Source organism: Ruegeria sp. D3, assembly GCF_056534465.1.
On sequence record NZ_JBQFPK010000006.1, the window covers coordinates 222,669 to 249,371 of the forward strand.

19 protein-coding genes and 2 pseudogenes are annotated in these 26,703 nt (G+C 58.4%); 16 read left to right on the forward strand and 5 right to left on the reverse strand.

The features are described 5' to 3' along the window. The first annotated feature begins 280 nt into the window (after nt 1-280). From ACR0DX_RS11165 to ACR0DX_RS11220, 12 genes and pseudogenes are all read left to right on the forward strand, one after another. Nucleotides 281-1,978 (forward strand): 3-hydroxyacyl-CoA dehydrogenase NAD-binding domain-containing protein, encoded by a 1,698-nt coding sequence (locus tag ACR0DX_RS11165; protein ID WP_480846147.1) that lies wholly within the window; start codon nt 281-283, stop codon nt 1,976-1,978. A gap of 3 nt (nt 1,979-1,981) precedes the next feature. After that, nucleotides 1,982-3,160: an acetyl-CoA C-acyltransferase gene (locus tag ACR0DX_RS11170; protein WP_170355256.1), complete on the forward strand. Its 1,179-nt coding sequence runs from the start codon at nt 1,982-1,984 to the stop codon at nt 3,158-3,160. Between the two features lie 13 nt (nt 3,161-3,173). Further along, nucleotides 3,174-4,370, forward strand: a complete 1,197-nt coding sequence (locus ACR0DX_RS11175) for an acyl-CoA dehydrogenase family protein (protein ID WP_170724627.1) — start codon at nt 3,174-3,176, stop codon at nt 4,368-4,370. A 13-nt stretch (nt 4,371-4,383) separates the two neighbouring features. Next, the gene (locus tag ACR0DX_RS11180; protein WP_170355258.1) at nt 4,384-5,505 is read left to right on the forward strand and encodes an acyl-CoA dehydrogenase family protein; all 1,122 of its coding nucleotides are present in this window, start codon (nt 4,384-4,386) and stop codon (nt 5,503-5,505) included. A 2-nt stretch (nt 5,506-5,507) separates the two neighbouring features. Continuing rightward, the gene (locus tag ACR0DX_RS11185; protein ID WP_170355259.1) at nt 5,508-5,933 is read left to right on the forward strand and encodes a PaaI family thioesterase; all 426 of its coding nucleotides are present in this window, start codon (nt 5,508-5,510) and stop codon (nt 5,931-5,933) included. Next, nucleotides 5,930-6,718 (forward strand): oxepin-CoA hydrolase, alternative type, encoded by a 789-nt coding sequence (locus ACR0DX_RS11190; RefSeq protein WP_170355260.1) that lies wholly within the window; start codon nt 5,930-5,932, stop codon nt 6,716-6,718. Before ACR0DX_RS11185 ends, ACR0DX_RS11190 begins: the two co-directional genes overlap by 4 nt. A 29-nt stretch (nt 6,719-6,747) precedes the next feature. Beyond that, nucleotides 6,748-7,725: an NAD(P)H-dependent flavin oxidoreductase gene (locus tag ACR0DX_RS11195; RefSeq protein ID WP_480846151.1), complete on the forward strand. Its 978-nt coding sequence runs from the start codon at nt 6,748-6,750 to the stop codon at nt 7,723-7,725. Between the two features lie 117 nt (nt 7,726-7,842). Next, the gene (locus tag ACR0DX_RS11200; RefSeq protein WP_170724628.1) at nt 7,843-8,226 is read left to right on the forward strand and encodes a Rossmann-fold NAD(P)-binding domain-containing protein; all 384 of its coding nucleotides are present in this window, start codon (nt 7,843-7,845) and stop codon (nt 8,224-8,226) included. A 100-nt stretch (nt 8,227-8,326) separates the two neighbouring features. Then, nucleotides 8,327-8,824 (forward strand): glutathione S-transferase family protein, encoded by a 498-nt coding sequence (locus ACR0DX_RS11205; RefSeq protein ID WP_170355263.1) that lies wholly within the window; start codon nt 8,327-8,329, stop codon nt 8,822-8,824. 55 nt (nt 8,825-8,879) lie between these two features. Next, nucleotides 8,880-10,040, forward strand: a pseudogene (locus ACR0DX_RS11210) (CaiB/BaiF CoA transferase family protein). 35 nt (nt 10,041-10,075) lie between these two features. After that, nucleotides 10,076-11,554: an AMP-binding protein gene (locus tag ACR0DX_RS11215; protein WP_170527612.1), complete on the forward strand. Its 1,479-nt coding sequence runs from the start codon at nt 10,076-10,078 to the stop codon at nt 11,552-11,554. Between the two features lie 33 nt (nt 11,555-11,587). After that, a pseudogene (locus ACR0DX_RS11220) lies at nt 11,588-11,943 on the forward strand (DDE-type integrase/transposase/recombinase); the annotation flags it as partial. A 10-nt stretch (nt 11,944-11,953) separates the two neighbouring features. Here the strand turns inward: ACR0DX_RS11220 and ACR0DX_RS11225 are convergent. Further along, nucleotides 11,954-13,801, reverse strand: coding sequence for a sigma 54-interacting transcriptional regulator (locus ACR0DX_RS11225; protein ID WP_170355265.1), 1,848 nt, complete (start codon nt 13,799-13,801; stop codon nt 11,954-11,956). Nucleotides 13,802-14,003: 202 nt separating this feature from the next. Here ACR0DX_RS11225 and ACR0DX_RS11230 point away from each other — a divergent pair, with 202 nt between their 5' ends. From ACR0DX_RS11230 to cynS, 4 genes are read left to right on the forward strand one after another with little or no spacing between them, the layout of a single operon-like run. Continuing rightward, a complete protein-coding gene (locus ACR0DX_RS11230; RefSeq protein WP_480846154.1) occupies nt 14,004-15,395 on the forward strand; it encodes a CmpA/NrtA family ABC transporter substrate-binding protein in 1,392 nt (463 codons plus the stop codon). Further along, nucleotides 15,396-16,232: a nitrate ABC transporter permease gene (gene ntrB / locus ACR0DX_RS11235; protein WP_170355267.1), complete on the forward strand. Its 837-nt coding sequence runs from the start codon at nt 15,396-15,398 to the stop codon at nt 16,230-16,232. Between the two features lie 12 nt (nt 16,233-16,244). After that, nucleotides 16,245-17,144: an ABC transporter ATP-binding protein gene (locus tag ACR0DX_RS11240; RefSeq protein ID WP_480846156.1), complete on the forward strand. Its 900-nt coding sequence runs from the start codon at nt 16,245-16,247 to the stop codon at nt 17,142-17,144. Between the two features lie 39 nt (nt 17,145-17,183). Beyond that, the gene (cynS, locus tag ACR0DX_RS11245) at nt 17,184-17,654 is read left to right on the forward strand and encodes a cyanase (RefSeq protein WP_480846158.1); all 471 of its coding nucleotides are present in this window, start codon (nt 17,184-17,186) and stop codon (nt 17,652-17,654) included. Nucleotides 17,655-18,057: 403 nt separating this feature from the next. On the opposite strand, the gene ACR0DX_RS11250 is transcribed toward cynS, so the two are convergent. The 4 genes from ACR0DX_RS11250 to ACR0DX_RS11265 all read right to left on the reverse strand — a co-directional run bounded on the left by ACR0DX_RS11250 (nt 18,058) and on the right by ACR0DX_RS11265 (nt 26,508). Then, nucleotides 18,058-18,957, reverse strand: coding sequence for a LysR family transcriptional regulator (locus tag ACR0DX_RS11250; RefSeq protein ID WP_170355269.1), 900 nt, complete (start codon nt 18,955-18,957; stop codon nt 18,058-18,060). Between the two features lie 49 nt (nt 18,958-19,006). Then, nucleotides 19,007-20,305 (reverse strand): HlyD family type I secretion periplasmic adaptor subunit, encoded by a 1,299-nt coding sequence (locus ACR0DX_RS11255; RefSeq protein WP_170527609.1) that lies wholly within the window; start codon nt 20,303-20,305, stop codon nt 19,007-19,009. Next, nucleotides 20,298-22,049: a type I secretion system permease/ATPase gene (locus tag ACR0DX_RS11260; RefSeq protein ID WP_480846160.1), complete on the reverse strand. Its 1,752-nt coding sequence runs from the start codon at nt 22,047-22,049 to the stop codon at nt 20,298-20,300. Before ACR0DX_RS11260 ends, ACR0DX_RS11255 begins: the two co-directional genes overlap by 8 nt. Before the next feature lie 67 nt (nt 22,050-22,116). Further along, nucleotides 22,117-26,508 (reverse strand): CHRD domain-containing protein, encoded by a 4,392-nt coding sequence (locus ACR0DX_RS11265; RefSeq protein WP_480846162.1) that lies wholly within the window; start codon nt 26,506-26,508, stop codon nt 22,117-22,119. Between the last annotated feature and the right edge of the window lie 195 nt (nt 26,509-26,703).

The window sequence follows — 26,703 nt, forward strand, 5'->3', positions numbered from 1 at the left end:
CAAGATGTCAGAGAGTGCAGGGGCGCAACAGCTCAATATACTATTCATTTTTGAATGAATGCTATACTTAAGCGGCAATTTCCTGTCAAAAAAGAATATGCATCATGGAGTAGATGATCCGCCAGCGGGTTGAGCAACCATAGGTGGAAACAGGAGGACCACCAATGGTATTGCGGATGCAGCCGACACCGGACGCTACACAGGCCGGGTTGTGGCAGGCGACCAATTCCTCCCAAATGATCGCGCAAGCGAAACGAGCACAGCAAGGAATCATGACAGTATGACGCGCCCCATCAGCCTGGAATACAACGGCGAGGTTGCCGTCATTCAATCCGACAATCCGCCGGTGAATGCCTTGTCGCATGCGGTTCGGTCCGGGCTGCAGGACGCCTTTTTGCAAGTGATGTCGGAGGGTAAGGCGCGGGTGATTGTTCTGATCTGCGAAGGCCGCAGTTTCTTTGCCGGCGCCGATATCCGGGAATTCGGCGGCCCGATGTTAGAGCCGGTTTTACCGGATCTGATCAACCGGATCGAGTCCTGTCCGATCCCTGTTGTGTCGGCGATTCACGGCACTGCCCTTGGTGGCGGCCTCGAAGTGGCGATGGGCACACATTACCGCGTGGCGGCCGACTCGGGCCAGTTGGGTTTGCCCGAAGTTAGTCTGGGGCTTTTGCCGGGCGCGGGCGGCACGCAACGCCTGCCACGTTTGGTGCCGATGGATGAGGCGGCTGGCATGATTACCGGTGGTCGGCCAATCAAGGCGCAAAAGGCGATTGAGATCGGGCTGGTTGACAAGGTGGTGCCCCTGACCGATCTGCGGGCTGAGGCGCTGGCTTTTGCGCAGGCTTTGATCCGCGACGGGAAAAGCCCCCGACCCACCAGCGCAAATGACTGCGATCAGATGAATGAGAACCGGTTTGCTGCTCTGTGCGACAAGGAGCGAAAATCGGCGCGCGGATCGGTTGCGCCATTAAAATGCCTTGAGGCGCTTGAGGCCGCCATGCTGTTGCCCTTCGATGAAGGTCTGGCGAAAGAACGGGCGCTGTTTCTGGATCTTGTGCAAAGCGATCAGCGCGCGGCCTTGACCCATGCATTCTTTGCCGAACGGCAGGTGGGCAAGCTACCGGAAATCAAAGGGGTCAGCCCCAGGGACATTGCCACTGTCGGGGTTGTTGGTGGCGGCACGATGGGGGCGGGCATCACTGTATGCTCTCTTTTGTCCGGCCTTGACGTGACACTGATCGAACGCGACGCCGAGTCCGTTGATCGGGCAACCTCGACCGTTTCAAAGCTGCTGATTGGGGCCGTGAAGCGTGGCAAGCTCAGCCAGCAGGCCTGTGATGCCATCTTGTCCGGCAGCTTCCGGGCCTCGACCGACTATACGGATCTGGCGCAGGCTGATCTGGTGATCGAGGCCGTGTTTGAAAGCATGGAGGTCAAGAAAGAGATTTATGGCACGCTGGATCAGGTCTGCCGTCCGGGCGCGATATTGGCCTCGAACACCTCATATCTGGATCTGAACGCGATTGCGCAGATGACAGACCGGCCCGCTGATGTGATCGGGTTGCATTTCTTCTCGCCCGCCCATTTGATGCGACTGCTCGAAGTTGTGGTGGGCGATGCCACCGCCCCGGATGTGACGGCGACTGGCTTTGCGCTGGCCAAGAGGCTTGGCAAGATCGCGGTGCGCGCGGGGGTCTGTGATGGATTCATCGGCAACCGCATCCTGTCGCAGTATCAAAAGGCGAACAACGCTACGGTTCTGGCCGGGGCCAGCCCGTGTGACGTCGACACGGCGCTGACCGGGTTCGGTCTGGCGATGGGGCCTTTTGCCGTAGGTGATCTGGCGTGGCTGGATATCGGCTGGGCCAACCGGAAACGCCTGGCCCCCATGCGCGATCCCAAAGCGGCCCCATTACTGGAACGTCTGGCGCAAGAGGATCGTTCCTTCGCTAGCCTGAACACCCAAGGAGAGTAGCCGATGAAACAAGCTGTCATCGTATCCACCGCCCGCACCGGGCTTGCCAAGTCTTATCGCGGGGCGTTCAACGAAACGCACGGCGCGACCATGGGCGGCCATGCCATCGAACATGCGGTCAAACGCGCCGGTATCGATGGGGCCATGGTTGAAGACGTATTCATGGGCTGTGGCTATCCCGAAGGCTGGACCGGGGCCAATATCGGGCGCCAGTCCGTGCTGCGCGCAGGGTTGCCAGTGACGACCTCGGCCAGCACCGTGAACAGGTTCTGTTCCTCGGGCCTGCAAACGGTGGCCATGGCCGCTCATGCCATCGTGATGGAGGGGGCCCCGGCCGCGATTGGTGCCGGTGTTGAAAGCATCAGCCAGATGCCTCCGACCCGCCCGCCGCAATCGCGCGAGGCGTGGCTGGAGGCGCATAAGCCCGACGTCTACATGGCGATGATCGAAACGGCGGATGTGGTCGCCAAACGCCATGGTATCAGCCGCGAGGCGCAGGACGAACTGGCGCTGGAAAGTCAGAAACGCACGGCTGCCGCGCAGGCCGCCGGCAAGCTGGATGACGAGATCGTTCCGATCAACGTCACGCAGGCGTTCAAGGACAAGGAAACCGGCGAGGTGACCCGCAAAGATGTGACCTTTAAGATGGATGACTGCAACCGGCCCAACACCACGCTTGAGGGCCTGTCCAGCCTGGCCCCGGTGCGCGGCGACGGGCAGTTTGTCACCGCAGGCAATGCAAGCCAGCTGTCGGATGGGGCGGCGGCGCTGGTCCTGATGGACAGCGATGTTGCAGCCCGCGAAGGGGTGGAGCCTCTGGGCGCGTTCAAGGGGTTTGTGGTTGCGGGATGTGAGCCAGACGAGATGGGGATCGGCCCGGTCTTTGCAGTACCGCGCCTGCTGGAGCGTCATGGGCTCAAGGTCTCGGATATCGACCTTTGGGAGTTGAACGAAGCCTTCGCCAGCCAGGCACTGTATTGCCGGGACCGGCTGGAGATTGATCCGGCGATCTGCAACGTCAATGGTGGTTCGATCTCGATCGGGCACCCCTTTGGTATGACCGGGGCGCGCATGACGGGCCATCTGCTGATCGAGGGTAAGCGCCGTGGCGCAAAGCTGGGCATTGTGACCATGTGCATCGGCGGCGGAATGGGTGCCGCGGGCCTGTTCGAGATCTTCTAACAAAGGCGCTGCAATGGATCTGACTTACAGCACCAAAGACGAGGCTTTTCGCGCCGAAATCCGCGCCTGGCTGAAAGATACCCTGCCCAAAGACCTGTCCGAAAAGGTACGTCTGGGCAAACGCCTGAGCAAAGCTGACATTGAACTGTGGCACAGCTTGTTGAACGCTCGGGGGTGGCTGGCGCCAAACTGGCCACGTGCCTATGGCGGATGTGAATGGAACGCCGTGCAGCGGCATATCTTTGAAGAGGAATGTTGTCTGGCCCATGCGCCGCGCAACCTGCCTTTTGGTCTGAGTATGCTGGCCCCGGTGCTGCTGGCCTTTGGGTCCGAGGCGCAACGTCAGCGTTTCTTGCCGCGTATTCTGGATGGTCAGGATTGGTGGTGCCAGAGCTATTCCGAACCGGGAGCGGGGTCGGATCTGGCGGCGGTCAAGACGCGGGCTGTGCGGGAGGACGATCACTATGTGGTCAACGGACAAAAGACCTGGACCACGCTGGGCCAGCACGCCAACTGGATTTTCTGTCTGGTTCGCACCGACTCTGATGCCAAAAAACAGGAAGGGATTTCCTTTCTTTTGATCAACATGAATACGCCGGGCGTCACTGTCCGTCCGATTGTTCTGATCGACGGCGAGGCCGAGGTGAATGAGGTGTTTTTTGACGACGTCTGCGTGCCCGTCGAAAACCTTGTGGGCGAGGAAAACAAGGGTTGGACCTATGCCAAATACCTGCTGACCCTTGAACGCACCAATAATGCGAGCGTCGGGTTTTCGAATGCCGCGCTGGCGACTTTGAAAAAAGTGGCTGGTCAGGTGCAGTCAGGCGGGCGGCCGCTGCCCGAGACGCCGTTGTTCGCGGCGCGTATGGCGCAGGTTGAAATCGACCTGCTGGCAATGGCCATGACCAATCTGCGGATGGTGTCTGCGGCGGCCAGCGGCAAGGCACCGGGGGCGGAAAGCTCGATGCTCAAGATCAAGGGGACGGTAATCCGGCAAGAGCTGACCTCGTTGTTGCGCCGCGCCATCAGACCTGACGCGCAGCCATTTCAGGTCGATTTCCTGAACGGCGGCCACAACGCCGAAGAGCTTGGCCCGGAACATGCCACCGGGGCGGGGCCGAACTATCTGAACATGCGTAAACTGTCGATCTTTGGTGGTTCGAACGAGGTGCAGCGCACGATCATCACCAAGTCGATCCTGGAGCTGTAACGGAGCCCTTCAGATGGATTTCAATCATACCGAAGAACGGGTCATGCTGCGCGACACGCTGCAGCGGTTTCTGGGGGACAGCTATACGCACGACCATCGGCGCGCGGTGATCGCCTCGGGGCGCGCCTATGATGAAACAGTTTTCAGTGCACTGGCTGAGCAGGGCGTTCTAGGGGCCTTGTTCACCGAAGAGCAGGGTGGCTTTGGCGGTCGCGGCTTTGACCTGTCCGTGGTGTTCGAGGAACTGGGCCGCGCAGGCGTGATCGAGCCGCTGCTGCCCGCCCTTCTGTCGGGCAGCATATTGGCGGGGATGGGCCGTGACGAACTGGTGGCAGAGATCATCACGGGCGAGCAGATCATCGCTCTGGCCCATGGTGAGACAGACGCGCGCTATGACCTGAACCATGTTTCGACCACCGCGCAGGCGCAGGGCGATGAGCGGGTGCTGACCGGAACCAAGACCAATGTGCTGTTTGGTGCGCAGGCCGGACATTTGATCGTCAGCGCCCGCGAAAGCGGCGATGTCCGGGACGAGGCCGGGATATCCCTGTTTCTGGTCCCGATTGACGCTGAGGGTCTGACAGTGGTCGATTACCCTAATCTGGACGGCACCTCGGGCGCGACCGTGACGCTGCAGCAAGTGCGTCTGGACCCCGCCGCGCGTCTGGGGCAGGCAGGTGCAGGTTTTGAGGTTATCGAGGCTGCGGTGGCCCGCGCCCTGACCGCGCTGAGCGCCGAGGCGCTTGGTGCAATGGAGGCCGCCCGCGATCTGACGGTTGCCTATCTGAAAGAGCGCAAGCAATTCGGTGTTCCGATTGGCAAGTTTCAGGCCCTCCAGCTCCGAATGGCCGATATGCTGATCGAGATCGAGCAGGTCCGCTCGGGCGTCATTCTGGCCGCCGGTCATTTGGGCGGGCCCCGCCACGAGCGGGAACGCCATGTCAGCGCCTCCAATAACCTGGTGGGACGGGTGGCAGCCCTGGTCGCGGAAGAGTGCATTCAGATGCATGGCGGGATCGGGATGACGGACGAATATGCTCTGTCACACTATGCGCGTCGGCTGACCATGATCGACCATCAGTTCGGCGACGTGGACCATCACCTGATGCGGTTCACCGCGTTCGGAGCGGAATAATCATGGCGGATACCGAATTGAAACGCTGGCCGCTGAAACTGGCGCAAACGCTGGGGTATTCAGTGAGGTTTAACCGCGAAACCCAACAGGCCTTTTGCGTGTTGGAGATGGGTGATCTGCAACGGAACCCACGCGGGTCCATTCATAGGGGCATAACGGCAACGATGCTGGACACGGCCGGAGGGTTAACGGCCAGCCTGTCGGAAAACCCAGACTCGGTGATGCCTGCTCCGACCATAACGCTGACGATCAACTACGTGTCCGCAGTGGCCTCGGGGCGGTCGCGCGCTGTGGGACGGGTGACGGGTGGCGGCCGTAAGACCAAGTTCGCCGATTGCGAGTTGCGCGACGAGGCGCACGCGCTGATCGCGACTTCGACCGGTGTGTTCAAACTATTGCCCGACCAGCGGGCCGGAGGAGGCAAATGACTGATAATGTCAAAACTGAGCGGCGGGGCCATGCGCTGATCATCTGGAACTGTAACGCCGCTATGCGTAACGCGCTGACGCCTGCCTATTATGACGGGGTGATTTCCGGGGTGCAGGAGGCCGCCGCTGATGATGGCGTCGCGGCAATCGTTCTGGCCGGTGAGGGTGATTTCTTTTGCGCCGGGGGTGATCTGAACGCGCTGCAGGAACGTCGCGCCCTGACCTATGAACAACGGCAGGACAAGATCGATAAGCTAGGCGATGTTATTCGCAGCCTGCGCACCAGTCCAAAGCCCGTTGTCGCCGCGGTCGAAGGCGGCGCAGCGGGGGCGGGTGTTTCCATTGCAATGGCCTGTGACATGATCGTGGCGGCCGAACAGGCGAAGTTCACGCTGGCCTATATCCGCGCCGGGTTGGTGCCAGACGGGGCAGTCACCTATGCGCTCGGCCGGGCTCTGCCACGTGCCACGCTGGCGCGTATGGCGATGATGGCCGAACCGCTCGGGGCCAGCCGACTGCTGAATCTGGGCGTGATCACCGAAACCACCCCCGCGGGCGAAGCGCTGGCGCGCGCCTGCGCGCTGGCCGATCGGTTGTATCAGTTTCCCCCGCAGGCACTGGCCGAGATCAAGCAGTTGCTGAATGCCGCCGAGTCCTCGGATTTCGAAAGCCACCTGACCCGCGAGCGGGACGCCATGGCACAGGCCCTTGGTGGGGATGAGGCCCTGACCGGCATCACCGCGTTTCTGAACAAAAAAGCCCCGATTTTCCGCGAAGGAGATTGAAATTGGCCCAGACTGCCACCCGACCAAAGATGTTTGATACCCCAGTGACCCGCACCTACGGCACCAGACTGCCCGTGGTCGCCGGTGGCCTGCAATGGCTGGCCAATGCCGACTATGTCTCTGCGGCGGGCAAGGCGGGGATCCTCTCGTTCATCACAGCCGCCTCGTTCCCCGAGACCGGCGATCTGCGCTCGGAGATCCGCCGATGCTGCGACATGAGCGAAGGCGCGCCGTTTGGGGTCAACGTTTCGATGATCCCGAAGCTGGTGCCAGGTGAAAAGACCGAAGACATCTTTCGCCTGATCGCCGACGAAGGCGTGCGGTTTGTCGAAACATCCGGGCGCAGCCCCGAGGCATTCATGCCGATCCTCAAGGATGCGGGGATAGTCACCCTGCACAAGGTGCCGTCGCTGCGCTATGCGGTGAAGGCGGAACAGGTGGGCGTCGACATGGTCTCGATCGTGGGGGCGGAATGCGGCGGGCATCCGGGCCTGGATATGGTCGGCAGCATGGTCAATGCCGGTCTGGCGGGCGAACGCCTGACGATCCCGTGGCTGGTGGGCGGTGGGTTCGGCCACGGCAAACAGGTGACTGCGGCGCTGGCCATGGGGGCCTCGGGAGTGGTCATGGGCACGCGTTTTCTGGTGGCCGAAGAGTTGCAGGCCCATCCCGGTTACAAGCAGGCGCTGATCGACGCGTCCGAACTGGATACGGCCCTGACCATGCAATCGGTGCGCAACACCGTGCGCAGTCTGCGTAACGAAACCACCGCCATCGTGTCGCAGCTGGAGCGTGACAATCCCGACATCGGTATCGGCGGCCTGATGGAACATGTCGCGGGCAAGATCGGTCGCAAGGCCTATGAAACAGGGGACGTGTCGCGAGGGATTTTGTCGGCGGGCCATGCGTTGGGATTTGTCGACCGGGTCGAGCCTTTTGCAGCCATCGTTGACCGGCTTGAGGCCGAAGCCCTCGGCGCGTTGTCGCATCTGGGTGCGGTTACCTGAGTGCGCGCATCCAGCATTCACATATGAATAGTAAGAATATGAATTTGGGCGTTACTACCTGATTTTGAATTTAACTATAGTCAAGTTCAAGACAGGACTGACGCAGGGAGGAAGGCGATGCCTTCAGCGGAAAATCAAAAGCCGGTCGCCTTGGCAATCGGGGCGGGGGACGGGATCGGGGCCTCGGCCAGTATGCGCGGCAAAGCGGGGTTCGGAGCGTTTGCCAGCGCCAAACACGGGCTGCGCGCGCTGGCGCAGAGCCTTGCACGCGAGATTGGCCCCAAAGGGGTTCACGTGGCCCATATCGTGATCGACGCAGGTGTCGACATGCCTGCCAACCATGAACGCCGCCGCAATAAATTTGGCGACGATCACGTGGATGCAGAGAACATTCTGGTCAAACCCGACAGCATTGCCGAGACCTTTTTTGCCGTTCACAGCCAGACCCCTGATGCCTGGACGCATGAGCTGGACCTGCGCCCCTACGGAGAGAACTGGTAGGGCCCGATGTCAGATCAAACCGTGACGCCGATCCTGTGGGGCGTGGGCACCGTACGCACTCTGCGCTCCCATTGGGTTCTGCACGAACTTGGGGTCAGCTATGACTGTCAGCCGATCCGCCCGCGCCCAGCAGCGATGGAGCGCCGATTTTCAGGCGGTCAATCCCGATTGCAAGGTTCCGGCCCTGCAGCATGGTGATCTGACGCTGGTCGAAAGTACGGCGATCATGCTGTATCTGGCCGAGACATATGCCAGCCGATCTCCTGACCTGATCCCGAAGAACAGTGCGGCGCGGGCCCGGTTTTTCGAGTGGATGTCCTTCATCTCGACCGAGCTGGACGCCGTATCGCTTTATACGATCCGCCGCCATCAGGATCTGCACGAGATCTACGTTCAGGCCCCGGTCGCAGTCGATGTGGCGCGCGCATATTTCCTGCGGATGGCGCAGAAAGCCGCGCGACAAGTCATGACCGGCGCGCCTTGTCTGCTGGGTGAGACATTCACTCTGGCCGATATCCTGCTTGTCACTTGCCTGCGGTTTGCCGACCGCATGGGGTCCAGCGCCCGGCCGAATTCGACGACTATTTCGAAAGACTGACAGGCAGACCCGCCTTTCAGGCAGCTATGAAAGCGAACCACACATGACCGATGACATGCAGAAGACCGGCCCCTTTGCCGGTATCAAGATTGTCGACGTGACCACTGTGATCTCGGGGCCGTGTTCAACCGGTATCCTTGGCGATCAGGGGGCGGATGTGATCAAGGTGGAACCCCCCACAGGCGATATCATGCGCGCCCGGGGCAAGGTGGCGGGGTTCACCCCGGACTTTGTATCGTGCAATCGGGGTAAGCGGTCGGTTGCGCTGGACCTCAAGGACGCCGCCGCGCGCGAGGTGCTGTGGAAGCTGATCGAGGAGGCGGACGTGTTTGCTCAGAACTTCCGCCCAGGCGTGGCCGAGCGGCTGGGCTTCAGCGCCGAGGATGCGCTACGGCGCAATCCCCGCCTGATCTATCTGTCGATCAGCGGGGTCGACAGCAGCGGGCCTTATTCCAAATAGCGGGTCTATGATCCGGTGGTGCAGGCCCTGTCGGGGCTGGCCGATATGCAATCTGATCCTTTGACCGGTCGGCCCAAGATGATCCGTTCAGTCGTGGTGGACAAGATCTCCGCCGTCTATGCCGCTCAGGCCGTTTCGGCCGCGCTTTACAGCCGGTCGGTGACGTGGCAGCGGCAGCATGTGGAAGTCTCGATGCTGGATGCGATGCTGAATTTCAACTGGGTTGACGGCATGGCGCCTGTGGCCGTTGTCGGCAAGGAAGAGGATGCTTCCAACACGCCCCATGACATGATCTTTCCCACCTCGGACGGCTTTGTCACGGTCGGGGCAATCTCGGACAAGAAATGGGTGGGTCTGTGCAAGGCGATGTACCGCCCTGACCTGATCAAAGACCCGCGATTTGCCACCCCCAGCCAGCGCGAGATCAACCGTCAGGAACGGCTGGAACTGATCGAAGAGGTCGTTTCGACCCGTGCGACGGCCGAACTGCTTGCCTCGCTTGAAGCGTATGATGTGCCCTGCGCGCCCGTGCTGCGCCGACATCAGCTGTTCGACGATCCTCAGGTGTTGCACAATGGGGTGGTCGAAGTGGTCGATCAGCAAGGTCTTGGCCCCGTCCGACAGGCGCGTGGTGCGGCAAAGTTCTCCAACCATGCGCCGCGTCCGATCACGCAGGCTCCGGCCCTGGGCGAACATACCGAAGCGGTCTTGCAAGAGTTGGGTTTTAGCATGGCGGAACGTGCAAAGGCTGAATAACCTGCACGGAACATTGCGGCAAAAAGGAAAGCCTCGTGAAGCGCATTCATGACATCCTGTTGAACGGCGCACCGGACGCGGTTGCGATTGTCGATCATGACGGCACTGCGTTTACCTATGGCGCGTTGCAGGCGATGATCAAGGACGCCGCTGCGGGTTTGACCCGGCATGGGGTGCGGGGCGGCGATCGGGTCCTCGTGCTGGCTGAAAACAGCGTGACCTTTCTGGTCGCCGTTATGGCGCTGAGCCGGCTGGACGCCTGGACGGTTCTGGTCAACGCGCGGCTGACTGCGGCCGAGGTTGATCGCCTGATCGACCTGTCCGAGGCAAGGTGCACGGTGTTCACACCCGAAGCCTCGCCTGCCTCGGCGGCCCATGCCAGGCGAATGGGGGCCACTCAAGTGGCCACGCTGGATTGCGGCGCGTTCATGTTGTCGCCCCTGCGCGAGGTGCCAATCGAGCCGGTGCAGGCGGGTTCGGATCAGACGGCGGTTCTGATCTATACCAGCGGCACGGTGGGTGAGCCCAAGGGCGTGATGCTGACCCATGGCAACCTGTGTTTCATGTCTCAGGTCTCGGGCGATATGCGTCGGATCACGCCGCAGGATGTGACGCTGGCGGTGGTGCCCGGAACTCATATCTTTGGTCTGACCTCGGTCTTTCTGGCGGCACTGGCCAAGGGCTCTGGCCTGATTGCAATGCCGCGGTTTGAAGTCGCGCCGGTGTTGGATGCGATCCGGTCGGGTGTGACCATCCTGCCCGCTGTGCCACAGATTTTCGCCGCCCTGATGGCTGAGCTGGGGCATGATCCGGCCCAGATTACCCCCAACAAGCTGCGCTTTATCTATGCCGGAGGCGCGCCGCTGGACCTGAGCCTCAAGCATGAGGTCGAGGCCCTGTTCGGCCAGCCGCTGCACAATGGCTATGGGCTGACCGAAGCCTCGCCCAGCGTGGCCGCGACCCGACTGGATTATGTGCGCGACGACAGTTCCATCGGTCTGCCTGTTCCGGGGGTCGAGGTCCGCATTCATGCACCCGACGATCAGGGAGTTGGCGAATTGCAGCTGCGCGGCCCAAACGTGATGAAGGGTTATTTCCGCAATCCCAAAGCCACCGAACAGGCGATGACGGCGGATGGGTTCCTGCGGTCGGGCGATCTGGCGCGGCAGGATGCCGATGGGGCGTTGCATATCGCGGGACGGTCGAAAGAGCTGATCATCCGTTCGGGGTTCAACGTCTACCCACCCGAGGTCGAGGCGGTGCTGACCGCCCATCCCGCCGTCACGCTCAGCGCGGTGGTGGGGCGCAAAGTGGACCGCAACGAAGAGGTTCTGGCCTTTGTCGTCGCCCGCGCGCCCGTGACCGAACAGGAACTGCGCGCCTGGGTGCGCGACCGTATGGCGGCCTACAAGGTGCCCTCGCGGATCGGGATTGTCGCGGCTTTGCCGCAGGCCGCAACCGGCAAGATTCAGAAGAACAAACTGCTGACCGACCCGGCCTATGCGCTGGACTGATCCTGCTTCCCGGGCGTACCGGTAGCTCAGACTGGGGACAAGTTGCGAAGCTATTTCAAGCCGATCCGCGATCTTGCAACGGGCGCAGCTCACCGAGCGTACAAAGGGTTGGACAACCGGATCGAAGGATCACACAGACCCACTCGAAAGTGCGAAAAGCTCAGGGGGCGGTTCAAGTCGCCAAAACAGGCGCCAAGGTTTCTTGCCACCCACGACCAGTTCAACACCGTTTTTCGACCTCGCCGCTATCAACTCTCCATCGTCTCATTCCGTCACACCAGAACCGAAGCTTTCGGCCTCTGGGAGGTTATATTGCCGAAATGAACGTCTGGCAGGAACCGCCCCACCCCTCTCAATCACGCGCAAAAAAGTTGGCAACGCCGTCCTGACCCAAGTTAGTTACTCCCATTCGTTGTCTGTAATGCTCATGGTTTTTAAGCGCGAAGTCAGGGTAGTTGGCTTCATTCCCAAAAGTGCGGCTGCTCCGTTTGCTCCGGAAACCTGACCACGAGTTTCGCGTAGTGCAGAAACTAGATTTTCGCGGATCAGGTCCTGCATCTGCGCTTCGGTACGTACAGTGGGGTTCGACGCGGTTTCGAAGGTCTGGCCGGCAAGTTCGATCACCATTTTTGCATCCTGCGATACGATGGCGGCACGCTCCATCACGTTGTGGAGCTCCCTTACATTTCCTGGCCAGTTATAGCCTAACAGTTTTTGCACACCGTGTTCGGTCAGTTTCGGGACCGGGCGGTTCAGTCTTCGGCAGGCAATTTTCAACAAGTGCAGCGATAGTGGAGCGATATCCTCGGGACGGTCGCGCAGTGGTGGGCAGGTGATTGGAAAAACACTGAGAAACAGAAATAGGTCTTCGCGGATGCGGTCCGCCCGACGCGCCTGTGCTTCAGTCAATGCCGTCGCGGCGATAACCCGGATATCAATGGGCTTTTCCCGGGTGTCGCCTAGACGCTGAACTTTCCCATTTTGCAGCGCTGCCAAGAATTTTCCCTGTATTTCAAGTGGTAGCTCCTCGACATCGTCTAAAAACAGGGTCCCGCCATGGGCCAGCTCTAGCTTGCCGGGCTTGTCCCGAGTGGCCCCGTTGGGGGCGCCGCGAACTTGGCCGAACAGTTCTGCTTCGACCTGCTCCGGCGCGACAGAGCTGCACTTGAAATGGATCAGCGGACGTCGGGCGCGTGCGCTGGCCTTGTGAATTTCGGTCGCGACTAAAGATTTGCCGGTTCCCGTTTCGCCCGAGATCAAAACGGTTGCGTCTGTTCCGGCTACCAGATCAATGCGAGTCACGATTTGCCGGATCGCAGAAGATATTCCGATGATATCGTGATGGGCACGCTCGGACGTAATGGCTTCTTGCAGATACGCGTTCTCTTGTTCCAGCCGGTCGCGCAGGGCGGCAACCTCGTCTAACGCTTCGCGCAGCTTTCGTTCGTTTTCTTTTCGTTCAGTAATGTCACGAAAGATGACCACAGCCCCCGCCAAAACTTGTTGATCATAAATAGGGGTCGAAACATATTCGACCCGGATTGGCTTGCCGTCCTTGCGCCAGAACACCTCGTCCTCGATGCGGTGCACTTGTTCAAACCGGAACGAACGGTAAATCGGACACTGTTGTGAGGGATAGATTTCACCGTTCAGGTGGTGATGGTGAATCATGGAATGGATGTCTTTTCCCAGCAGGTCTTCGGTCGTCCATCCCAGCATTTCCTGCGCGGCGCGATTGACGAATGTGGTTTTGCCCTCAGCATTGACGCCATAGATTCCTTCACCCGCAGCGTTGAGGATAAGTTGGTTCTGTCGTTCAAGTTCGGCAAAGAAGCCTTGGGTGCGCTGCCATTCGACAAGGCCGCCTCGAAAGGTCTCTGCCGTGGCCGCTTGTTCGGCCCTGCGATCCAGCATGTCCAAATTGGAAATCGTCATCATCACCCAACCCGGTTTTCCGGGCATCATTCGGGCGCGCAATTCGCAGCGCAATAGCTCCTTAAACGCTGTTGTCAGCGGCACATCGCGTGTCCAGCCCTCGGTCCGGTGGTCGACCTCTTCCATGAAGACGATAAACTGAGGCAGCGCTTCGCCCAAGTAGTAGGAAAATGGCAGCGGAACCGTGCCGCCCAGCAAATCGGTGGCGTGACGATTCCAGTCGACAATTCGGTCAGCCGACGTGTCCAGAACCAAAGCTGCTTCGGGCAAGGCTTGCAGCAGGGAATCGGAGGAAAGCAAATCGAGCGTCATGCTACCAAAGTAATGCCGCAGTGCGGTCCGAGAATACGAGATTTCGTAATTTACGAAATCTCGTAATTTTCTACTGGGGGAAGCCATATTAACCAACTGACAAACATACATTTTTTAGGACGCACAAATTTTGAGCGCCCTCTGTTTCGCGATCGGAACCCCTGCCACCATGGCCGCAAATCTAGCGAAACAGGGGAAAATCATGACGATCAAGAGCCTCGGAAACCCGTTCTCAGAAAAGACCGATTTGCGCCATGGCGCGGATTGTGGCTGCGATGGATGCATATCCGTTCACGGGCATGACAAAGACCACGCCGAACCCGAACTCATGTCTGCCGAGCAGATCACTGAGCGTTTGGTCGAAAGTGCAATTGTGCGGTCGATCTTTGGTCAAAGTGACATAAATCGCCGGTCTTTTATGGGAATGTTGGGGGGCGGTACGGCCGCTGCGGCGCTGGCTTCGGTCTTTCCGCTGGATCAGGCCAAGGCAGCCATTCTGGACAATCTGGGAACACCCGAAAAGACCGACCTGAATATTGGGTTTGTCCCTATCACCTGCGCGACACCGATCATCATGGCGCAGCCGATGGGTTTCTACGAACGCTACGGTCTGAACGCGCAGGTTATCAAGACGGCTGGCTGGGCCGTGGCGCGTGACAAGTCCCTGTCAGGCGAATATGACGCCAGTCACATGCTGACCCCGATGCCGCTGGCGATGACCATGGGCGCGGGATCGGTCGCGACGCCTTACATCATGCCCGCCGTTGAAAACATCAATGGGCAGGCCATCGTGCTGTCGAACGAGCATCTGGACAAGCGCGACCCGGCCCAGTGGAAAGGGTTCACCTTTGGCGTGCCGTTCGAATACTCGATGCACAACTTCCTGCTGCGCTATTACGTGGCCGAGTTCGGGCTGGACCCCGATGTCGATATCCAAATCCGCGTGGTGCCGCCGCCAGAGATGGTTGCCAACCTGCGCGCAGGGAACCTCGACGGCTATCTCTCGCCCGACCCGTTCAACCAGCGCGCTGTTTGGGAAGGGATAGGTTTCATCCACACTCTGACCAAGGACATCTGGGAAGGTCACCCGTGCTGCGCCTTTGCCGCGCCGCAAAGCTTTGCGACCGAATTGCCCAACACCTATGGCGCTTTGCTCAAGTCGATCATCGACGCCACTCAGTTCGCGTCGAACCCGGATAACCGCAAGGACATCTCGGAAGCCATCGCGCCAACCAACTATCTCAATCAGCCGGTCCCGGTGATCGAGCAGGTTCTGACCGGTACCTATGCGGACGGGTTGGGTGAAGTTCAGAAAGTCCCTGACCGGATCGACTTTGACCCTTTCCCCTGGCATTCGATGGGTGTGTGGATCCTGACCCAGATGAAACGCTGGGGGTACATTGAGGGCGACGTCGACTATCAGGGCGTGGCCGAGCAAGTCTATCTGGCTGCCGATGCCAAGAAGATCATGACCGATCTGGGGTACGACGCGCCGGACGTGACCTACAAATCCCACACCATCATGGGCAAGACCTTCGATCCGAAAGACCCCGAAGGCTATGTCAAAAGCTTTGCAATCGGGAAAGCCTCGTAAATGTTGGACAATCTAACCCTGAACCAGCGCGCGGCGCTGCTGTCGGTGGTGATGCTGGTGGTCGGCCTTCTGATTTGGGAGGCCGCCATCCCCGCTCAGAAAGCCGCCGGAGAGCTCACGGAATACGAGCGGCTGACTGGCGGCGGTGCCCCCAAGGCGGGTGTACCGCCTCCAAGTCAGGTCCTCGCCAAAGCGTGGGAGCAACTATCGAACCCGTTCTATGACGCAGGCCCAAACGACAAGGGGATCGGCATTCAGATCGGGTATTCGATCTATCGCGTTTTGACCGGCTACCTGATGGCTGCACTCGTGGCGATCCCGTTAGGGTTCCTGATCGGGATGAGTCAGGTTGCCTATAAAGCGTTCAACCCGTTCATTCAGGTGTTGCGACCTATTTCGCCGCTGGCTTGGATGCCCTTGGCGCTGTTCATCATTCAGGACAGTGAGGCAAGCGCGATTTTCGTGATCTTCATCTGCTCGATCTGGCCGATGCTGATCAACACCGCCTTTGGTGTGGCCGGGGTCCGTCAGGACTGGGTCAATGTCGCACGTACGCACGAACTTGGGCCATTTCGCACTGCCTTTACCGTCATCCTGCCCGCAGCTGCGCCCACGATCATCACCGGGATGCGTATATCCATCGGCATTGCATGGCTGGTGATCGTCGCGGCCGAGATGCTCGTGGGGGGAACCGGCATTGGCTACTATGTGTGGAACGAGTGGAACAATCTCGACCTCACTTCGGTGATCTTTTCCATCCTCATGATCGGTGTCGTTGGCATGCTGTTGGATTCGGCCTTTGCCTACCTGCAGCGCGCTGTGGCCTATGCCGAGTAAGGAGCGTTTCAAATGAGCCAACCGTTTCTCAGTATTGAATTGCTGACTCAGGAATTCCCCGACGGTCAGGGGGGCACCCTGACCGTGTTCGAAAACGCCAGCTTTGGCATCGAAAAAGGAGAGTTCGTCTGTATTCTGGGCCATTCCGGCTGCGGCAAATCCACGATTATGAACATCTTAGCCGGGCTGGCCGAACCCAGCTCGGGCGTGGTCAAGATGGACGGGTTCGAGGTGTCGGGCCCCTCGCTGGATCGCGGCGTGGTGTTCCAGAACTATTCTCTGCTGCCATGGTTGTCAGCGTTGAAAAACGTGACTTTTGGCGTGAAGGCGCGCTATCCCGACCGGCCTGCTGCGAAGGTCGAGGAACACGCCCGTGCTTTTCTGGCCAAGGTCGGACTTGAAGGCGATGTGGTTCATCGTAAACCCAGCCAGCTTTCGGGTGGGATGCGTCAGCGCGTGTCGATCGCGCGGGCCTTTGCAAATCAGCCCAAGCTGTTGTTGTTGGATGAGCCATTCGGCGCGCTGGATGCGCTGACCCGCGGCACCATTCAGGACGAATTGCTTAAGGTGTGGAGCGAAACCGAGCAGACCGTTTTCATGATCACTCATGACATAGATGAGGCAATCCTGCTGGCTGACCGCATCCTGCTGATGACCAATGGCCCCTTCGCTCAGGTGGCGGAGTCAGTTGACATCACCATTCCCCGGCCTCGTACCCGGACTGAGATTGTCGATCACCCCAACTATTATGCGATCCGCAACCATCTGGTTCAGTTCCTCGGACAACGTTCAAAGGAATTGGCCGGTCAGGCCAGCGATGGCGCCGCGCAGCGACCCGAAACGGTGACTATCGACCTGACCGAAAAGACCGAGGAGCAGAGCAATCCGCAACTGCGCGCGGTCAATGATTGAAAGCGCCAGGAACAGACATTCCAAACAGGAGGAAACCCAATGAAAGACACAATCGAAATCCCAACTATGATGACCAAAGAAGACGTCACCATGATGATCCTGTTTGCCAAGAAGCAGGCTGGGCTGACCTGGGAGGGTATTGCTGAGAAAATCGACATGTCGCCGGTCTGGACCCATTCTGCCTGCATGGGCATGAACGCTTTCCCCGCCGACAAGGCCGACGCCTTGGTCGCGCTTATGGCCCTGCCGCAAGAGGCCGCCAGCGTTTTGACTGAGCCGCCAACCAAGGTCTGGGAACAAAGCGTGCCAACTGATCCGTGCATCTATCGCTTTTACGAAATCGTCGGCGTTTACGGCCCGACACTGAAAGCGTTGATCGAAGAAAAATTCGGAACTGGCATCATGTCGGCAATTGATTTCGACATGCAGGTGAAGCGCGTGCCGAATGAAAAAGGCGATCGCGTTAAGGTCGAGATGTCCGGCAAATATCTATCCTATAATTCCTGGTAATAGGGATGAACTTTTTGGATAAGCTGGCTCGGGGTCTGCCTTAGCGACGACTTAGGTTACGGATGTGTTACGTCCGTTAGGCTGAACGTATCTCGAGTCAGAAATCGGCGCGATGAAAAGAGCGATCTGAGGAACGCTCTTTTCCCCGTCCTGATATAAAGGACCTTGGTTCAAGTAAGAGAGCACCGTGTTCGCGAAAACCTATTTCGGGAACGCACATTTTAGGATTGGAACGCCGCAGTCTACCGCACCTGACTTTTACGAACACGCGGCACGAGAGTTACGCTCGATCTGGCAGATAGCAACAGAGCCAGCGATCAAGTCGAAATGAATTCTGCCAGCCGTCGGTTTCGCCGTTCGGTGAAACCAGGATTGTGTCGGGAATCCGTGAAACTTGCGCCGTCTAGGCTGTCGAATAGTAATCATCTCGTATAGATTTTTGGTTGCTTACAGCTTTGTCGAAAATGCCAACTGCTCTTAAAGCGTCGGCGGACAGGCCGTCATCGTTGAATCTGCTCAAGTAAAATGTCCCGAGATTTCCGATCTGCGCGTCCAGAAAGCTCAGGTTTCGTGACTTCATCTTATGAACCACAAATAAGTCACCAATACATCCGATCCCGACACCGGCCGAAATGGCATTCAAATATGTACTGATCCCATCTGCCCGAAACACTGGCTTATACTCAACACCCAAAGATTCGAGTTTAGAATAAAAGACCTTGGAAAATCTTGCGTTATCCGAAAGCTCGACTATCGGCAGTTGAAAGCCCTTCATATTTTCTTTCAGTGAAAAATCCTTGTTTGAAATCCACCGCATGGTAAACGGCCAGCTCTTCTTGAGAAGCGGTGCATTGTCCTCCTGAAGCATCGTGTACGCGATGTTTCCCTTCAAATTCCTGATTTTGCCTTCGATGTCTTCGGAATTCAGCAATTCGATAAACAAGGACGACAGGCTGCCATCTGTCCCTGAGTTGAATATCTTATAAGGGTTCAAGAAAGACTCGACGGTTGACACGAAGGAAATTTGAACCGGCTGAATACGCGCTGGATCGCAGATACTGCGAATGCGATGTACATTTCGGAGGATTTCTTGACTGCAATCCAACAATTCGCGGCCGTTGTCTGTCAGGTTTAGGCTGGCGTCACCGTTTTCGAACAGGTCAAACCCGACCAACGCTTCAAGCGAGCGTATTCTATTGCTTATTGCTGGCTGGGACCGCCCTAATTCTTTAGCGGTTTTTGAATAGGATTTAACCCGACACAAGATCGCAAAGGACTCAAGAGCCTCTAGTGAAATACGCATTGTTTTGGCCTGTAAACATGCCCCGCCACAAACGGGCGGGGCAGGGCTTTTATTCGTCGCGGAATGTCTTGCTCATAGCGTCACGAATGGGCCGTGACAGGTATGAGATGACTAGGCGTTCTCCGGTTGAAACCAGTACTTCAACGGGCATGCCGGGAACCAGATCATTGTTTTGAATCTTGGAAAACTCGTCTTCCTGAATTTCCACTTCAGCGCTGTAGTAGACCGCGCCGGTCGCGGGATCCGAAAGCGTATCAGCCGAGACCCACTTTACCAATCCATTCAATTCCGGAGTTTGGTTGAAGTTGAAGGCGGTCAGCCGAACGCGGGCTTCTTGACCTGGCACGACGCGGTCAATTTCTGTTACGGGAATGTTGGCCATCAGGATGGGCTGCTCGGCCACAGGTACAATATCCATAAGCGCCTGACCCGGAGCGACAACCCCACCTTTTGTGTGAAAACCAAGGTTGAGAACCCGGCCATCCAGCGGAGCAAGAATCTGGCTGCGGGCAATACGATCCTCAGCCGTTGTTTTACGCTCCAACGCTTCACGCAACCGCTGCGAGACATCGGACAATTCAGTCGACACTTCTTCTCGTGAGGTTGCTGCGTTACTGACCAAAGCACTTTCCACCTCGGCTATCTGTGCCATGACACTGTCGATCTGAGCCGTGTTCGTGGACAGGCTGGCCTCGATATCCAATGCCGCCCGGCGGACCTGAAGCAGACGAGTTACGTTCGCCAGGCCTTTTTCGTTCAAAACCGAAACAGTCTCGAGTTCTTCCTGGGTCAGCGATTTGTTGGCTTCTTGAGACTTAATCTGGCTACGCAAACCCGCGACCTGCGCCAAAAGGGCCTCTTTTTGAGTTTCCAGCTGGGCTATGTTCGCGCGCTTAGCCATCGAGCGGCTTTCGAACAGCTGTGCTTCGCTTTCAAAAATCTCCTTGTAGTCTGCGGTTTGGGCGAATTCTGCAGCGGAAGACATGAAATCTTGTTCGTTCAACTCGGCCTGCAAACGCGCCTTGCGAACAGTCAGGGACGCGATCTGGCTGCTGAGCGCGTTCAGTTCCGCCTGTTCACGCGTGGTGTCGAGGCTGACAAGAACCTGACCTTGCTTGACTGCGTCGTCTTCTGACACGTGGATTTCGTAGATGATACCACCTTCCAGATGCTGCACCGTTTGGCGATCTGTCTCCAGCGCGACCATGCCGGGGGCTACAATGGCGCCGTCGATCCGAGTTGCCATCGACCAGTAGCCCAATCCGCCCAACATCAGGCTCATGGTTGCCACACCCAAAAGAACCCAGTTGCCGATCTTGTCTGCCGGAGCTGTCTTTGCGTTACGCATTGGTCTTGCCCTCACGTTTTGGTGCCGCATTCTCGGCGCTTTCGGTTGATTTCTTGTTGCGGTTTTCGGAGTACGTCCGAAGGATTTCATCCCGCGGGCCGTAGGCCGAAACCATGCCGTTATCCATGACAAGTACCTTGTCAGCCTGATTCAGGGCGCCCAAACGATGAGCAATCATGACAACGGTACGGCCCTCACTTTTGAGGCGATCGATTGTCATGGCCAAGGCCGCAGAACCTGCCGCATCCAAATTGGAATTCGGCTCATCCAGCACGATCAGCGATGGGTTTTTATACAGAACCCGGGCCAATCCGATCCGCTGACGCTCGCCTCCAGACAATGCGCTGCCACTTTCACCCAAAGGTGTGTCATACGCATTGGGCAGTTTCAGGATCAGGTCGTGCGCGTTGGCCGCCTGCGCTGCTGCAACGACATCTTCGTCAGATGCGTCTGCCTGAAAACGGGCGATATTCTCGCGTACCGTTCCGTCAAACAGTTCCACAGTCTGAGGCATGTAGCCGACCGAGTCCCGCAGTTGAAGCGCGTTCCAATAGCTCATGTCCGCGCCGTCCAGCCGCACGCTGCCTCGGTTCGGTTCCAAAGTACCGACAATCACGCGAGCGAGGGTGGACTTACCTGATCCGCTGGGGCCGATGACGGCCAGAACTTCACCCGGGTCCAGCGCAAGCGATATGTTCCGCAACACGGTAGACGTACCGTCAGGGGTTGTAGCAAAGACGTTTTTCAGTTCCAGAACACCGCGGGGTTGAGGCAATTGAACCGAAGGCTGGGACGGCGGGTAATCCTCGAGAAGAGAATTCAGTCGCTTGCGCGCGGCAGTGGCCAGCACATATTGACGCCAGCTCCCGATCGCTTGTTCGGCCGGAGCCAATGCGCGACCGACCAGAACGGATGCGGCAATGATCGAACCGGCACTCAGATCGCCTGAAATCGCCAGATACGCACCCAGACCCAGAACTGCGGACTGAAGGACCAGACGAACAGTACGAGAGATCGAAGACAAGGTTGCCGCCATGTCGCTGATCTGGCTTTGTTTGACTTGAGCCTGGCCGTTCAGGCCGTTCCAGTGGTCATAAAGATCATCGCGCATCCGCATGGCATGTGCCACTTCATGGTTACGTGACACGTCATTCAGCACTCGGTTGCTGCGGGTAAGGAATTGATTTGCCCGTGCAACACCGCGTTGAGTCAGAACGTTGTTCACCATGGCAACAACCAGCAGGAACGCGACGCCAGCCAAACCGGCATAGCCCAGCCAGGGATGCAGAAGATAGGCAAATCCAAGGTAGATCGGTGTCCACGGCGCGTCGAATATAACGGCCGGGGTCGAACCGCCCATGAAATCACACAACGTACCAAGGTCACCTACGGCATCGCGCCCTTTGGCACCACCTTCTTTGACCGACCGCTCGATCTGCGCCTGGAAAACGCGCTTCTCCAGAGTGTTGCCCAGCCGGTTGCCGATGCGGATCAGGATACGCGACCGGACCAGGGACAACACGCCGAACACAAGATACAGCCCCAACATCAACACGCTCAGACCGAACAGGGTCTGGTAGCTTTGGCTGGGCAGTGCCCGGTCGTAGACCAGGATCATAAACAAAGGACCGGTCAACATCGTCAGGTTGATCACCATACTGATGGCGCCGGTGGCAAAAAGGCCCGGGCGAGCAGCACGAAACGCTTGCTCAAGCTCGGTACGTTTGAGGGGACTATGGGACATGGTGGCCCTCTTTCTGACATAAAGGAATGGAACGGCGGCGACCGTCTAGGCCGCCGCCGAGTTTGGGTTAGACCAGAACGTTGTCTTCGTTCAGATCGGCCAGCTGGACGCCAAGCAGCGTGATGCTGCCTTCGGCACCCAGGTCGATGACAACGTCATCACCGTCCTGCGACGCAACCGCGGCCAGATCCGCGAATTCATCGAGATCGAACGCTGCCGAGGTCAGGTCCAGAGTGTCGCCGTTGGCAAAGGCTTCGAAGTCAGCAATGACATCGTCACCCAGTCCGGCTTCGAAGACGAAGGTATCCGCACCGCGGTTGCCTTCCAGACGGTCGTTGCCGGTGCCGCCGTTGATGATGTCATCACCGGTACCGCCGCAGATCTCGTCGTCGCCCGCACCGCCATCAATGATGTCGTTGCCACGGCCGCCTTCGATCATGTCGTTGCCCAGGCCACCGTCCAGGATGTCGTCACCGCGACCACCGTCCAGAATGTCGGCGCCATCGCCGCCTTCCAGAAGGTCATCACCGTTGCCGCCATCCAGGTTGTCGTCACCCAGACCACCGACCAGATCGTCGTCACCGTTGCTGCCGATAAGCTGATCGTTTCCGGCTTCGCCGTCCAGATCATCATCGCCATTGCCACCGTCGACAACATCGTTGCCTGCACCGGCTTCGACAACATCGTCACCGTTACCGGCTTCGATTTCGTCGTCACCGACGCCGCCAATCAGATCGTCGTCTCCGTTGGTGGGTGCAACAACCACTTCTTCGGCGAAGACAAAGTTCTCAGCGACCAGCTCGTTCGGGGCAACCCTTTCGAGCGTGACCTGATCACCATTGCCAAGGTCGATAATGGTGTTTTCACCATCGGCCGTGATGTTGAGCTCTTCGAGCTGCGTGACACCGAAGTCCGACACGTCCAGGAAGTCACCGTCTTCAACACTGGTCGAGAAGTCAGCCACGACGTCGAAGCCCGTTCCGCGACGGAACGTGAACGTGTCGCGACCGGACCCACCGATCAGGGTGTCGTTGTCGGCACCGCCATCCAGGATGTCGTCGCCACGACCACCGTCGATGATGTCGTCACCTGCGCCACCGAACAGCTCGTCATCGCCACCTTCGGCAATGTCGATCACGATGCGCAGCAGCTGCTCTTGGCCGTTGTTGCGGGTGAAGTCACCTTCGATCGGGTCAACAATCGTATTGGCAGCAGTTGTGCCACCCAGAATGTTGACAGGCTCGCCATCGGGGTTGCCTTCCGAGCCGTTGAAGCCCGGGTGCTGACCCACGACACCGTTCTCGACGATACCCTGATCACGCGCGGTCTGGTTGAGGAAGGCGGCGCCTTCTTCATTGTTGACCTCGGTGCCAGCGTCTAGAACGTCGTTGCCGAAGCGTTCAATGACGAGCGGCCCCAGGAAGTTGCCCTCTTCGTCGAAGATCGGATCAGCCAAGGCGTCATCCGGCACGGCCAGGAAGGCGTCGTTTGACGGGATAACCATGGTTGCCCAGGTAAAGAAGCCCTGCCCAACCTGAGCCGTGTTGACGTTCAGCGTGAAGCTGGCCGTTTCACCCGGATCAATCGGTCCCGGCGCACCGAGGCCACCCAGAATGGTCGCATCCACACCGTTGTCACCAACCTGCTGGTTGAATTCAGCCGCAATGCCTTCGACGCTGCCATCTTCTGCCAGACGTTCCAGACCCTGGCTGGCCGCTTCACCTTCGGTAAACAGGTCAAAGCTCTCGCCATTGTGGAAACCGAACCACACGGGGGTCAGGAAGGTTCCGCCTTCGCCCAGAGTGTTGGTTACCGTAACGGTAATCGCTTCGCCGTCACCAACCGCGTCACCACGGATGACATCGTTGCCTGCACCACCATTGATGACGTCGTCACCAGCAGCACCTGCCAACAGGTTGTCACCATCGTCACCAGTCAGGAAGTCGTCATTTTCAGAGCCTGTCAGGTTTTCGATGCTGATCAGCTGGTCCGCAACCGCATTGCCGTTGGGTGCTGCGTAGGTTGCAGTACCGTTCGCCAGGTTGGCTGTGACCGAAGACCCGATGTCCTGGAAATCTGCAGTGTCGATACCTTCACCACCATCGGTGATGTCGTTACCGCCGCCGCCTTGCAGGACGTCATTGCCTTCGCCGCCTTCCAGGATATCGTTGCCACCACGGCCAACCAGAAGGTCGTTGCCGTCGTTGCCGGTCAGGGTGTTGGCGCCACTGTCACCAAACAGCTGGTCGTCATTGGCAGACCCATCCAGGTTTTCGAAACCGTCGAAGTTTTCGAAGATCGTGACGTTTTCATTCGGCGCGTAAGATGCGCTTCCTGTTGCCAGATCTGCAATCACTTCGGCTCCGATGCCCTGGAAGCTGTTGGTGTCGATACCTTCACCACCGCTCAGATCATCCAGACCGCCGCCGCCAGCGATGAAGTCATCACCCGCACCACCGTCGATGGTGTTCGGTGCAGCACCTGTCGCAACAATCTCGTCATCGTTGGACGAACCGGTGATGTTCTCGATGTTGGCGAAGGTTTCCTGGATCAGAGGGCCATTTCCACCACCGCCGTTGTATTCGGCCGTACCGCTGCCGTCAGCAGCCAGCGTGACACGGACACCTGCGATCGTCGGATCTTCGGCACCCAGGTTGATGTTGGAGAAGTCGTTGGTGTCGAAGCCTTCGCCGCCGTCGATGACGTCGGTTCCGCCGCCACCCAGCAGGGCGTCGTCACCTTCGCCGCCGTTCAGGATGTCGTTTCCTGCGCCGCCGTCCAGAAGGTCATCGCCAAGCCCACCGTTCAGAGTGTCGTTTCCGGCACCACCCCGCAGGATGTCGTCACCGTCCAGACCATCAAGAACGTTGTCATTGTCGTCGCCAATGATCTCGTCACCGTCATTCGAACCGATGACGTTTTCGATGCTGGTCAGGGTATCGGTTTCAGAGACTGCTTCGGTCACTTCTTCGATGTTGGTCACACCCGAGGGGTTAAAGGAGACTTCGTCGGCGCTTGCCAGGAAGCCACCTGCGTCAACCAGCGAGTCACGCACAACCGGGCCATTCTGACCGGCAGGTGCGTTGTGCAGGTGGATCGCGGAAACCACGCCTGGGATCGGGGTCAGCAGGTCGGATACGGCCAGGCCGGTTACCGACAGTTCGGACGAGTAGGTTGCCACGCCGTCAATAACAGTGACGGTCACGGTCGCCAGTCCGGTTGCTTCGGAATCCGACAGCGGGCCGGGTTCTTGTGCTGCGTCCAACCGCGCGGTCAGAACGACCGTACCGTTGCCGTCCTCGTCCAGGTTGTTTTGAGCAACCAGCAACTGACCACGGATCTCACCACCGGGGAAGTCCTCGGTGTGGATGTTGTAGTACAGCTCTTCGGCAAGCGCTTCGTCAACCAGGCTGTCGTTCGGATCAGCAAAGTTCACGAAAGGTGCGTCTTCAATCGAGACCGAGAAGCCGGTTTCGCGTGTTGCTGTTCCTTCAAGCAGGTCAACACTGACAGGAACGTCGATGTCGTTAAACGCGGCAGTGTCGATACCTTCGCCACCATCCAGAATGTCGTCGCCCAGACCACCGGTCAGAACGTTGTCATTCTCGTCACCGATCAGGTTGTCAGGATCGTCGGAACCGATGATGTTTTCGATGCTGGTCAGAGTGTCGGTTTCGGTCACGGCATCGGTTACGTCTTCAACAGATAGAACGCCCGACGGGTTTTCCGAAACTTCTTCCGCGCTTGCCAGCTCGGCGCCGGCATCAACCAGCGTGTCACGCACGACCGGACCGTTCTGGCCAGCGGGAGCGTTGTGCAGGTGGATGGCAGAAACGACGCCTGGGATCGGAGTCAGCAGGTCAGATACGGCCAGACCAGTTACCGACAGTTCCGACGAGTAGGTCGCAACGCCGTCAACGACGGTTACTGTGACAGTCGCCGTGCCGGTTGCCAGAGAGTCGGACAGCGGGCCAGGTTCTTGCGCCGCATCCAATACCGCGGTCAGAGTCAGCGTACCGTTGCCATCCTGATCCAGGTTGTTTTCGTCGACGAGCAACTGACCACGGATCTCACCAGCTGGGAAGTCGGCGGTGTGGATGTTATAGTACAGGTTTCCCGCCAGCGCTTCGTCAACCAGGCTGTCTTCGGGATCGGCAAAGTTAACGAAAGGTGCTTCATCGACTGTGACCGAGAAACCGGTCTCGCGTGTTGCCTCACCTGCGGGCAGATCAACTTCGACTGGGACGTCGATGTCATTAAAGGCTGCAGTGTCGATACCTTCGCCGCCGTCCAGCATGTCATTGCCAAGACCGCCGATCAGCGTATCGTTGCCGCCGAGACCTTCAATCTGATCATCACCACCCAGACCGTTGATAATATCGTCTTCGGGTGTTCCCATCAGTTGATTGTCGTTATCGTCGCCTTCGATAATCGGGTTCATTATTTCTTCGGGGTTCATTTTGCACTCCAAGCTAATAAGTAAACGCTGTTGCGCTCACGCCGGGTAACCTGCGCTTGGAATAAACCGTCTCAACTGTTCAAAAATGAAGGGGGGATCATCAATTGGGTTGTGATCCTGAACTATTTATTAACTCACTGCTTTCAAAAGAATAATTTTTTCCCCTCACGAAGTCACAAGTAAAGTTGAAGACGG

What these genes read in the sequence shown, in the direction of transcription:
- cynS (WP_480846158.1), top strand. Translation starts at nt 17,184, where the DNA reads ATGAAAGACACAATCGAAATCCCAACTATGATGACCAAAGAAGACGTC.
- ACR0DX_RS11260 (WP_480846160.1), bottom strand. Translation starts at nt 22,049, where the DNA reads ATGTCCCATAGTCCCCTCAAACGTACCGAGCTTGAGCAAGCGTTTCGT.
- ACR0DX_RS11175 (WP_170724627.1), top strand. Translation starts at nt 3,174, where the DNA reads ATGGATCTGACTTACAGCACCAAAGACGAGGCTTTTCGCGCCGAAATC.
- ACR0DX_RS11205 (WP_170355263.1), top strand. Translation starts at nt 8,327, where the DNA reads ATGACTGTCAGCCGATCCGCCCGCGCCCAGCAGCGATGGAGCGCCGAT.
- ACR0DX_RS11255 (WP_170527609.1), bottom strand. Translation starts at nt 20,305, where the DNA reads ATGCGTAACGCAAAGACAGCTCCGGCAGACAAGATCGGCAACTGGGTT.
- ACR0DX_RS11195 (WP_480846151.1), top strand. Translation starts at nt 6,748, where the DNA reads ATGTTTGATACCCCAGTGACCCGCACCTACGGCACCAGACTGCCCGTG.
- ACR0DX_RS11250 (WP_170355269.1), bottom strand. Translation starts at nt 18,957, where the DNA reads ATGCGTATTTCACTAGAGGCTCTTGAGTCCTTTGCGATCTTGTGTCGG.
- ACR0DX_RS11225 (WP_170355265.1), bottom strand. Translation starts at nt 13,801, where the DNA reads ATGACGCTCGATTTGCTTTCCTCCGATTCCCTGCTGCAAGCCTTGCCC.
- ACR0DX_RS11180 (WP_170355258.1), top strand. Translation starts at nt 4,384, where the DNA reads ATGGATTTCAATCATACCGAAGAACGGGTCATGCTGCGCGACACGCTG.
- ntrB (WP_170355267.1), top strand. Translation starts at nt 15,396, where the DNA reads ATGTTGGACAATCTAACCCTGAACCAGCGCGCGGCGCTGCTGTCGGTG.
- ACR0DX_RS11185 (WP_170355259.1), top strand. Translation starts at nt 5,508, where the DNA reads ATGGCGGATACCGAATTGAAACGCTGGCCGCTGAAACTGGCGCAAACG.
- ACR0DX_RS11165 (WP_480846147.1), top strand. Translation starts at nt 281, where the DNA reads ATGACGCGCCCCATCAGCCTGGAATACAACGGCGAGGTTGCCGTCATT.
- ACR0DX_RS11265 (WP_480846162.1), bottom strand. Translation starts at nt 26,508, where the DNA reads ATGAACCCCGAAGAAATAATGAACCCGATTATCGAAGGCGACGATAAC.
- ACR0DX_RS11230 (WP_480846154.1), top strand. Translation starts at nt 14,004, where the DNA reads ATGACGATCAAGAGCCTCGGAAACCCGTTCTCAGAAAAGACCGATTTG.
- ACR0DX_RS11190 (WP_170355260.1), top strand. Translation starts at nt 5,930, where the DNA reads ATGACTGATAATGTCAAAACTGAGCGGCGGGGCCATGCGCTGATCATC.
- ACR0DX_RS11200 (WP_170724628.1), top strand. Translation starts at nt 7,843, where the DNA reads ATGCCTTCAGCGGAAAATCAAAAGCCGGTCGCCTTGGCAATCGGGGCG.
- ACR0DX_RS11170 (WP_170355256.1), top strand. Translation starts at nt 1,982, where the DNA reads ATGAAACAAGCTGTCATCGTATCCACCGCCCGCACCGGGCTTGCCAAG.
- ACR0DX_RS11240 (WP_480846156.1), top strand. Translation starts at nt 16,245, where the DNA reads ATGAGCCAACCGTTTCTCAGTATTGAATTGCTGACTCAGGAATTCCCC.